The organism is Desulfosarcina sp., from assembly GCF_033791525.1.
In the GTDB taxonomy this organism is placed as follows: domain Bacteria; phylum Desulfobacterota; class Desulfobacteria; order Desulfobacterales; family Desulfosarcinaceae; genus Desulfosarcina.
The window spans coordinates 1-8,527 of sequence record NZ_JASJGN010000401.1 but is presented as its reverse complement, the minus strand read 5'-3'; the positions used below and the strand labels follow the sequence as shown (position 1 = coordinate 8,527).

Below are 8,527 nucleotides of genomic sequence, written 5' to 3'. Positions count from 1 at the left end.
GAGATTGGTCAGCAGCTTCAACGATCCTTTGATCAGATCCAGATACTGATTGATCATCAGCTGGTTGTGTCTGTTCTTCTCATGTACATCGCCGATGATCGATCGCAAACAACTGGCGCGGTCCAGCAGGCGTCGACGGATTGGCTGCTCGACAAAATTTGCCAGCTGGCTGATCGTTATTGATTTGCCGTTGGTCAGGTATGCTTCCGACAATTGGCCGATCAGCATTTTTCTTCTTTCTTCAAGCGGTTGGAGCTTGACTACCAGCAATTCCTTTTCGTTCTGAACCTGATCGAAAGGTTCCTTTCTCGAAAGGGAAATCGATGTTTCCTCGTCGACCAGGATCCGTTGCATCTCTCGATAACAGGCCGCCTCTTCATCCAGCAAATCGAGCAGTTCGATAATCTTTACATTCATGGTGTTGTCCTGTGGGTTGCGCTCATGCCTTGGTGCCGATGTGTTTCAGCACGCGGTTATTTTCAAGGGTTTCGTTGATCATGTTCACGGCAATGCGATGGCCTTTCACCCGGTATGTTCCTTCTTCAAGTTCACGTTTTAATTGCATTACCCGGTCTTCACGAATTTCAGGCAGTGAGTGCGCATGTTCGGCGGCGGCTTTGAACGCACGACCTCTTTCCGTGAGGCTGACGGTATCCTTTTCAGCAGTCTTGCTCGGCGCCCCGGTGGTTTCAGGGGGCGGTGGTGTCACCGCTTCAATTGACCTGTTCTGGGCGGGGAGGGATTGCAAGGGGCCTTTTTCGGGAATTTCCATTTAAGATCTCCTGAACTCAACTGATCTCGTTTCCCATGATCACCGATCATGGTCTGTTACCCCTTCTTATCGGCCCTTTGTGGTGAAGGCTTTAATTTCCAGATTTGTCGAATTTATCTACTGACCCGTTGCGGGGCCTATTTTTGCCCTTTGAGTTGATTGAAAATCATGCGGGAAATGCCGATGCCGCCGTTTTGCGCCATCTCCCCTGCGATTTGTTCATCCATCATGTCGGTAAAAATTTCTTCCGCCATGGATGGGGGAAACAGTGTGGATTCGGGGACCGTTGCCCGCATTTCACGGATCATGAAATTGAGCAGCAGGGACTCGAACTGCTTGCTGGCATTCTCAAGTTCGGCATCTGTATGCCCGTCCTGCCGCAACCCCGACTCGGCGGCAGAAAGGGTTTGATCAGCACTTGAGGTGCGCAGTTGAAAAATCGTTGAATCCATGGCCACCGGGTTTAATTCGGCCATCAAATCACCTCCAGATCCGCCTGAAGCGCACCGGCCGCCTTGATGGCCTGGAATATGGCGATCAGGTCCCTGGGCGTAACCCCTAAAGCGTTGAGGGCATTGACCACATCACCGATACTCACCCCATTGGGGACCACCACCAGTTGATTGGCATCTTCCTGGACATTGATCTGGGTATTGGGTAAGACTACTGTCTGTCCTTCGGAAAAGGGCAGCGGTTGAGAGACATCGAAGTTCTCTTTGACAACGATGCTCAGATTCCCGTGGGCAATGGCGATGGTAGATATGCGAACTTGCTCGCCCATGACCACCGTACCGGTCCGTTCATTGATCACCACCTTGGCATCGTTGTCCGGCTGAACCTCGAGCACACTCAGTGAAGCCAACAGGGCAATCGTGTTTCCTTTGTGCTGATCAGGGATGAGGATTTCAATGGTGCCGGCATCCTGGGCGCGGGCAATCGGCTGCGCAAATTGGGCATTGATCACATCGACCACCCGCACAGCCGTGTTGACATCGGGGTTGTGAAGGCTGAACTGCAGGCTGTCACTATCGCTAAAATTGTTTGGGACCTCCCGTTCGATGATGGCCCCGGACAGCACGCGACCCACGGTGGGAAAGTTCTTTACCACCGTGGAGCCCGTGCCGCCGGCACCAAAACCACCGGTGTTCACCGGACCCTGTGCCACCGCGTAGATCTTGCCGTTGATACCTTTGAGCGGCGTCAGCATGAGCGTTCCACCTTGAAGGTTGTCGGCATCGCCGATGGAGCTGACCAGCACGTCGATGCGGTTTCCCCGTTTGGCAAAGGGCGGCAGCTTGGCCGTGACCATGACCGCAGCGACATTTTTCACCTGAATGTCCCTCTGGTCGACGGTCACGCCCATTTTTTCCAGCATGGAGGCCATGGATTGAACCGTAAAGGTGGCTTTTTTCCCGTCCCCGGACCCGTCAAGCCCGACCACGAGACCATAGCCCACCAGCTGGTTCATGCGCACCCCGTTGATCTCGGCGATGTCCTTGAGCCTGGCCGCACCGGCATGGCCACACCACCCTAAAGCGATAATAACGAACATGCAGATCATGATTGGTCGTATGCTTTTCATGGGTCCTTCGATCCTTGGGTTTAAAAGGGCCATACCTTCATGACAATAGCGGTCAGCCAGCCGGGTTTTTGCCGGTCATTGACCACACCGCTGCCGCTGTAGGATATCCTGGCGTCGGCAATGTAGGTCGACAGCACCTGGTTGTCCGCGTTGATATCGCGCGGCCGCACCACACCGGAGAGTTGGATGATCTGGTTTTCCCGGTTGATCAACACCTCCCGCGACCCGGTGACGACCAGGTTGCCGTTGGGCAGCACCTGTGTCACCAATGCGGTGATATAGGCATTCAGATCTCCGCTGCGTTGGGTGGTTCCATTGCCTTGGAAATCACTTTCCATACCGCCGGCCACTTTGGCAAAGGGGTTGAAAAACGGCTGATCGGCCGGAAAGCGTTTTTCTGCATTGAAGAACGCATCCACACTGGCGCTCAGGGAAGAAGAACGATCCGTCGCCGTCCTGGCCTTGTTGGTGGCCTCCGAGGATTCAGCGATTTTTATGGTGACGACGTCACCCACGGTTCGCGCCTTCTGGCTGGCAAACATGGAGATCAAGGGTGCGTTATCCTGCCACAAGGAGCCATCCGGTTGGGATTGGGGGATTGCCGCCGATGCGGATGAAAAGAGCGGCTGCTGGTTGGGTTCATAGCTGGGCGCCTTGGACTGAATCGGCTTGCCCAATCCAGAAAAACCATTGGCGCAGCCGGCCAAACCGATGCCCAAAAGAAGAATAATCAACCCACACCTAAATCTGCAGGCAATGCCAGCGATAAAAGGAGAGACCATGATACACCTCACTAAAAATTAACTTCGACAGCACCCGGTCCGGTGACCCGGGCCGTAATGATGCGGTTGGAATCCGTATTCACCACGCGAACCATGTCGCCCCTGCATCCCTGCTGTTTGACCATGCCGGTGGCTGTAATCATCATGGGGCCGGCGCTGGCGACAATCTTGACGATGTCACCTTTCCTGACCAGCGGCGGTGAGGCAAACATGCTCGATTGAAGAACGGTTTGGGGATAGATCATCCGCGTCGTCCGATTTCCCAGGGCGTCTTCGATACGGCTGACCGTATCCGACGACAGATCCGACAAATCGCGGCGTTCAACCGACAGGTCGGCCAGCTCGATATAGGCATGCTTTCCCAGGGGCCGGATCACGGTGATCACATCCGCCATGACGGAAATCGTCGCATTGACCCAGACCTTTCGAACCGCATCACCGTCCACGAAAAGGTGCAGCGCCATAATCGTCTTGCCCAGATAGTCTTCGTTGCGGGAGGGCTCGATCCGGTAAGTCAGCCTCCCTGTGGGAAGCTGGAGAGTTTCATCAAAACCGATCTCGCTGATGGTCACATCTTCGTTTTTCCATGGCATCCGGCTGCGGATCGCCATTTCAACCGCATGCTGTATCCGCTGGATGGGCAAGGCGGCTGCCTGACGGGTAATCCGCACATCCGGGGGGCCTTTGAAAATCATCGACGCCGTGTCGACCCCGGATTGTTTGAGACGGATGCGGATATAGTCGATGCCCACGAACCGGGTCTGACCGGGCCGGGGAGACCTGGCCACAACCGTTGCACCCATGGTCTTCATCTGGTCTTTTGAGGTGCCGGTCAACGTGGCAATGTCGAACAGGTGTACCGAATCCTTTTCGACCAGGGCCGCTTTCTTGAGTGTGAGGCAGGTGCCGTCCGAGGAGAAAGCGGCCGGTGAAAGCAGACACACCGCAGCCATGATGACGACGCATACGCCCAGCTTTCCCATATTTTCAGATCGATTGATGCCGGTTGTCATCATCGGTCCTATCTTCTCAGGTTGGTTGCCGTCTGGAGCATGTCATCGGAGGCCTGAATGGTCTTGCTGTTGATTTCGTAGGCCCGCTGGGCCACGATCATGTTGACCATCTCATCCACCACACTCACGTTAGACATCTCCAGGTACCCTTGTGCAATGGTGCCGTATCCGTCCTCACCCGGTGTACCGGTGGTGGCATCCCCCGATGAAGCGGACGGAATGTAGAGATTCCGGCCGATACTCCTCAACCCAGCCGGATTCAAAAAGCTGGCCAGTTCAATATTGCCGATTTCCGACGGTTGGTTTTCTCCAGCCAGAAGCACAGATACTGTCCCGTCGGTCCCGATGGAAACGGCCATTGCATCGACCGGGATGGTCAGTTCCGGCTCTATGGGAAACCCGTCCGACGTCACCACCCGGCCATCGCTGTCCAGCTTGAATGTGCCCGCCCGGGAATATCCAGTTTCTCCGTTGGGCTGGATCACCTGAAAAAATCCGCCGCCTTCGATGGCCATGTCCAATTGATTCTGGGTGTGGTTGAATTCACCCTGGGTGAACACCTTCTGAGTGGCGGCGGGGCTTACCCCGTGACCCACCTGGATACCGGTGGGCACTTGGGTATCTGCGGAGGACGACACCCCCGGAGATCGGAGTGTCTGGTAAAGCAGGTCCTGGAAATCTGCCCGGCTTTTCTTGAATCCGGAGGTGCCGACATTGGCCAGGTTGTTTGAAATCACATCGATGTTCAATGTCTGCGCCTGCATTCCTGTGGCCGCGGACCATAGACTTCTGATCATGGTTTTCTCCTCATCTGTTCTTAAATGGTTTTGCCCACATCGTTGATGCTCTTGGATGTGGCTTCATCTGCGCTTTGAATCACTTTCTGATAGGCCTCAAAGGCCCGGGATGTTTCGATCATCTCGGTCATGGCGCGTACCGGGTTGACGTTGGCGGTTTCCAGATATCCCTGGCTCACCGTACTGTTTTCCGGGCGTTCACCCAAAATAGCCGCGTCCGATCCAACAAATCGGCCGTTACCGGCCTTTATCAGCGTCTCAGGATTGGTGAAATCACTAATCTGCAGTCGGCCCACTTCGTCACCATCCACGTAAACGCCTCCCTGCCCGTCGATTTCAACGGTTCCTTCGTCCAGGGTTATTTCACCGCCTTCACCCAGCACCGGATAGCCGTCCAGTGTAATCAGAACACCCTCGCTATCCAGTGTAAAGTTTCCCTGGCGCGTATACTGGACGCCGTCGGGCGTCTGGATTGAAAAAAAACCGCTGCCGTTAAGGGCCACATCCAACGGGTTGCCGGTCTGTCGAATCGCCCCCTGACTGAAATCAATGACGGTAGAAAAAGGCGGTGCATAGGGTGATAAGGATTGAATCCCTTCAATGGAGGTCTCAAATGACTGGGATTCGGTCTCTTCCGGGATCTGGAAGATGGATCGATCGCCTTTATAGCCGATGGTACTGATGTTGGCCACATTGTTGGCAAGCACCTCCAATCGTAATTGCTGGACCAGTGCGCCGGCTGCGGCAAGGTACATTCCGCCACTCATTGGGTTGACTCCTGATGGGTTGGGTTGGGTTCATTCATGGCTGACAGATTTTTCTGCAACCTGTATGCCACAACCAATACTTTCCGTACTGTCTCTATTTTAGGCCGGTTACCCGATCAGAGGACTCGCTAAACCGGCTAAAATCAAAAAACCGGTAGGCAACAAGTGCCTTACCGGTCTTTTTTTCCTATTTTTAAAACCGACGCCAGCCGTGCGGTCAGGCAGCATTCAGCCTCATAACCATGCAGACTTCCGCTTCGGGCAATTGTAGCTGACGGGCGATTTTCGCGACCGCAATCCCGTCGTGGGCCATGGGCAGAATCTGGTCGTAGGAGCATGGTCGATGGGTCGCGACAGGTTTCGCCGCTGCCTGAAAGGCATCCATGGCTTCAGTCATCGACGGTTTTCTGACGACACCGCCCAGTTTTTGTCGTTCCTGCTCGATGGTACGAGCCAGTGCGGCCAATACGGAATCGGTTTTCTGGGTCATCAGGAACATGAGCGCCCGATGTTCAATATCATGATCCCCAAAGGAGGAATTGAACGTTGCGCGCTCCAACCCGATGGCGGTTTCCGGGCTTTTTCGGGAAAACCATCGTTTTATGATCCAGAATCCGATCAGCAGTACGATGACACAGACGCCCCAAATTTCATGGCTGGCATGTAACATGTTCACCTCTCTTCCTTTTCATCAGCACCGTCTATCATGCAAATCAGCCGGTCAGGGTCCTCGTCAATCCTCAAGCAATCCTTCCCGGCGCAGTTTACCTCTCAAATGAATGATGGCCTGGGCATGGATCTGCGAAACACGGGATTCGGTAATATCCATGACTTTGCCGATCTCCTTCATGGTCAATTCATCGGAATAATAAAGCGATATGACAAGCTTTTCCTTTTCAGGCAGCAAGTCGATATTTTGGGCGATGGTGGACTTGATCTCTTTCATGGTGGTCATGGACAACGCATCATCGGTATCACCATATGCCAGTGAGCTGGCAATCGTCGCCGTATCGCTTCGCGATGCCTGACCGACCTCCTCGAAGCTGACGAAAGAGATGCTGGACATCCGCTTGACTTTATAATATTGTTCCAAGTTCATGTTCATCTCCTCGGCGACCTCTTCGTCGGCCACGTCCCGACCCAGTTTCTGTTCCAGCTTCAGATAGGCCTTTTCCAGATCCCGGATCTTTCTTCGTGTGGTACGGCCCAGAAAATCGCGTGATCGAAGTTCACTCAACACGGCGCCCTTGATACGAAAGACGGCGTAGGTGATAAATTTATTATCCCGGGACGGGTCATACCGCTCAATGGCCTGAATCAATCCGATAATTCCGACATTGATCAGGTCATCCACCTCAATGGTGGCCGGCAGATGCACCGCGATCCGATTCACGATACGTTTCACGTAGGGAAGGTATTCGTTGATAATCTGATTTCGCAGCAAATGGCTCTCTTTTCCAAAATTTTCTTCTCGTGATTGCGCCAGATCCATGTTTTTGCTCCACGTTTAGGAATTCTTCCGTTCTGCTTTATGGTTTAAACGATGTCGCGCCAGATCAGCGGTCGGCTCTCCGAGCGGCGAATCATCGGCTCAGATCCAACTAGCTTATGGGCCAGTTCGGCGAAGTTTCGACTCGCCTGGGTCATGGGGGCCAATTCACTGACGACTTTCTGTTTGCGAACACCGACCTTCACCTTGTCGTCCATCAACACATTCCCAAAATATTCGATGGAGATATCCAGAAAACGATTAGCCACCAGACAGAGCTGTCGGCTCACCTCATCGGCTTCTTTTACATTATTTGCCAGATTGACGATCAGCCGGAAATGCTTCTCCTGATATTTTACCGAAAGGATTTTCATCAATGCATACGCATCGGTTACGGAAGTCGGCTCAGGGGTGACGACCACCATGATCTCGTTGGCGGATGCGTTGAAATAGAGTACGTTGGAAGAGATGCCGGCAGCCGTGTCAATCAACACGATGTCGTAGTCGGACAAGAGTGTATTCAGTTCATTGAATATCTCTAATTTCTGGGCCAATGTTAACTTGGTCAATTCCTGAATTCCCGACGAGGCGGGCAGTATCTTTAAATTCCCCGGCCCGCTGATGATGATTTCCGATAATTTTTTCTTGCCTTCAACCACATGGGATAGATTGAAGGGGGGTGTCAGTCCCAAAAGTACATCCAGGTTTCCAAGGCCCAGGTCCGCATCGAAGATGAGCACCCTTTTGCCTGACTTGCACAGGGCGTAACCCAAATTGGCGACGATATTGGTTTTGCCGACGCCACCCTTACCGCTGGTGATGGCGATAACCCTGGCCGGCGACTGCGGCACTGTACCCTTTTTCATCATCGACTGTTTCTGTCTTCTTTTCTGGTTCAGGCTGATAATCTGTCCGGTCTTCTCATAATTTGACATTACGGTTAGTTCTCCCAGGTTATAAGGCACGCGCACACGGATAACCAAGGCCTTCCGTCACCGGTTTTCTGATCATGCTGATGTCGCAGCATGCCCGACACGGTTTAAAGCCTTCGTCCATGGCTTGTTCAGCGCTGCTGAACGCAGCGATATTCTCTGCATTGATCCGTTTTACCGACTTGCAGTTGGAATGATGGAACAGCTCGGAATTGCGGTTGGCCAGATAGTGGACTGAATCGCTGGTCGCGTCACCGTCAGCGGAGCTGGTTTTTGTCTGCTCCCGTTTTCTGGAAAAAAAGGTCACCTGGCCGCCAGCGGGTTCACGATGAGGGGCAACCCCAGCCAGCCCGGCAGCCATATATTCATGAAGGCCATCGGACAGATCCACCC

At 53.5% G+C, this 8,527-nt stretch carries 12 protein-coding genes; all 12 read right to left on the bottom strand.

Going from position 1 to position 8,527, the window contains the following annotated elements; genetic code table 11:
- Positions 1–417: flagellar export chaperone FlgN (gene flgN, locus QNK41_RS19725; RefSeq protein ID WP_319260543.1), on the bottom strand; the 417-nt coding region annotated here is incomplete at its 3' end.
- A 22-nt stretch (positions 418–439) separates the two neighbouring features.
- Positions 440–772 (bottom strand): flagellar biosynthesis anti-sigma factor FlgM, encoded by a 333-nt coding sequence (gene flgM / locus QNK41_RS19720; protein WP_319260541.1) that lies wholly within the window; start codon positions 770–772, stop codon positions 440–442.
- 137 nt (positions 773–909) lie between these two features.
- On the bottom strand, positions 910–1,248 hold the full coding sequence (locus tag QNK41_RS19715; protein ID WP_319260539.1) for a rod-binding protein: 339 nt from the start codon (positions 1,246–1,248) through the stop codon (positions 910–912).
- Positions 1,248–2,354: a flagellar basal body P-ring protein FlgI gene (locus tag QNK41_RS19710; RefSeq protein ID WP_319260535.1), complete on the bottom strand. Its 1,107-nt coding sequence runs from the start codon at positions 2,352–2,354 to the stop codon at positions 1,248–1,250. The genes QNK41_RS19715 and QNK41_RS19710 overlap by 1 nt, the downstream gene beginning before the upstream one ends.
- A 20-nt stretch (positions 2,355–2,374) precedes the next feature.
- Positions 2,375–3,088, bottom strand: a complete 714-nt coding sequence (locus tag QNK41_RS19705; protein WP_319260532.1) for a flagellar basal body L-ring protein FlgH — start codon at positions 3,086–3,088, stop codon at positions 2,375–2,377.
- Positions 3,089–3,147: 59 nt separating this feature from the next.
- Positions 3,148–4,152 (bottom strand): flagellar basal body P-ring formation chaperone FlgA, encoded by a 1,005-nt coding sequence (gene flgA / locus QNK41_RS19700; RefSeq protein ID WP_319260530.1) that lies wholly within the window; start codon positions 4,150–4,152, stop codon positions 3,148–3,150.
- A gap of 5 nt (positions 4,153–4,157) precedes the next feature.
- A complete protein-coding gene (gene flgG / locus QNK41_RS19695; RefSeq protein WP_319260527.1) occupies positions 4,158–4,946 on the bottom strand; it encodes a flagellar basal-body rod protein FlgG in 789 nt (262 codons plus the stop codon).
- Positions 4,947–4,966: 20 nt separating this feature from the next.
- Positions 4,967–5,713: a flagellar basal-body rod protein FlgF gene (gene flgF, locus QNK41_RS19690; RefSeq protein WP_319260524.1), complete on the bottom strand. Its 747-nt coding sequence runs from the start codon at positions 5,711–5,713 to the stop codon at positions 4,967–4,969.
- Between the two features lie 217 nt (positions 5,714–5,930).
- The gene (locus QNK41_RS19685) at positions 5,931–6,389 is read right to left on the bottom strand and encodes a hypothetical protein (protein WP_319260520.1); all 459 of its coding nucleotides are present in this window, start codon (positions 6,387–6,389) and stop codon (positions 5,931–5,933) included.
- 57 nt (positions 6,390–6,446) lie between these two features.
- Entirely contained in the window at positions 6,447–7,205 is a 759-nt protein-coding gene (locus tag QNK41_RS19680) for a FliA/WhiG family RNA polymerase sigma factor (RefSeq protein ID WP_319260518.1), read from the bottom strand.
- A gap of 44 nt (positions 7,206–7,249) precedes the next feature.
- Positions 7,250–8,137 carry a MinD/ParA family protein gene (locus QNK41_RS19675; protein ID WP_319260516.1) on the bottom strand — a complete coding sequence of 296 codons (888 nt, stop codon included), beginning with the start codon at positions 8,135–8,137 and terminating at the stop codon, positions 7,250–7,252.
- Between the two features lie 19 nt (positions 8,138–8,156).
- Positions 8,157–8,527, bottom strand: a 371-nt coding sequence (locus QNK41_RS19670; RefSeq protein ID WP_319260513.1) for an Ada metal-binding domain-containing protein, incomplete at its 5' end; no start/stop codon positions are given.

Excerpts from the sequence above, each read along its gene's own strand:
- flgM (WP_319260541.1), bottom strand. The coding sequence starts at position 772 with ATGGAAATTCCCGAAAAAGGCCCCTTGCAATCCCTCCCCGCCCAGAAC.
- QNK41_RS19715 (WP_319260539.1), bottom strand. The coding sequence starts at position 1,248 with ATGGCCGAATTAAACCCGGTGGCCATGGATTCAACGATTTTTCAACTG.
- QNK41_RS19710 (WP_319260535.1), bottom strand. The coding sequence starts at position 2,354 with ATGAAAAGCATACGACCAATCATGATCTGCATGTTCGTTATTATCGCT.
- flgA (WP_319260530.1), bottom strand. The coding sequence starts at position 4,152 with ATGATGACAACCGGCATCAATCGATCTGAAAATATGGGAAAGCTGGGC.
- flgG (WP_319260527.1), bottom strand. The coding sequence starts at position 4,946 with ATGATCAGAAGTCTATGGTCCGCGGCCACAGGAATGCAGGCGCAGACA.
- flgF (WP_319260524.1), bottom strand. The coding sequence starts at position 5,713 with ATGAGTGGCGGAATGTACCTTGCCGCAGCCGGCGCACTGGTCCAGCAA.
- QNK41_RS19680 (WP_319260518.1), bottom strand. The coding sequence starts at position 7,205 with ATGGATCTGGCGCAATCACGAGAAGAAAATTTTGGAAAAGAGAGCCAT.
- QNK41_RS19675 (WP_319260516.1), bottom strand. The coding sequence starts at position 8,137 with ATGTCAAATTATGAGAAGACCGGACAGATTATCAGCCTGAACCAGAAA.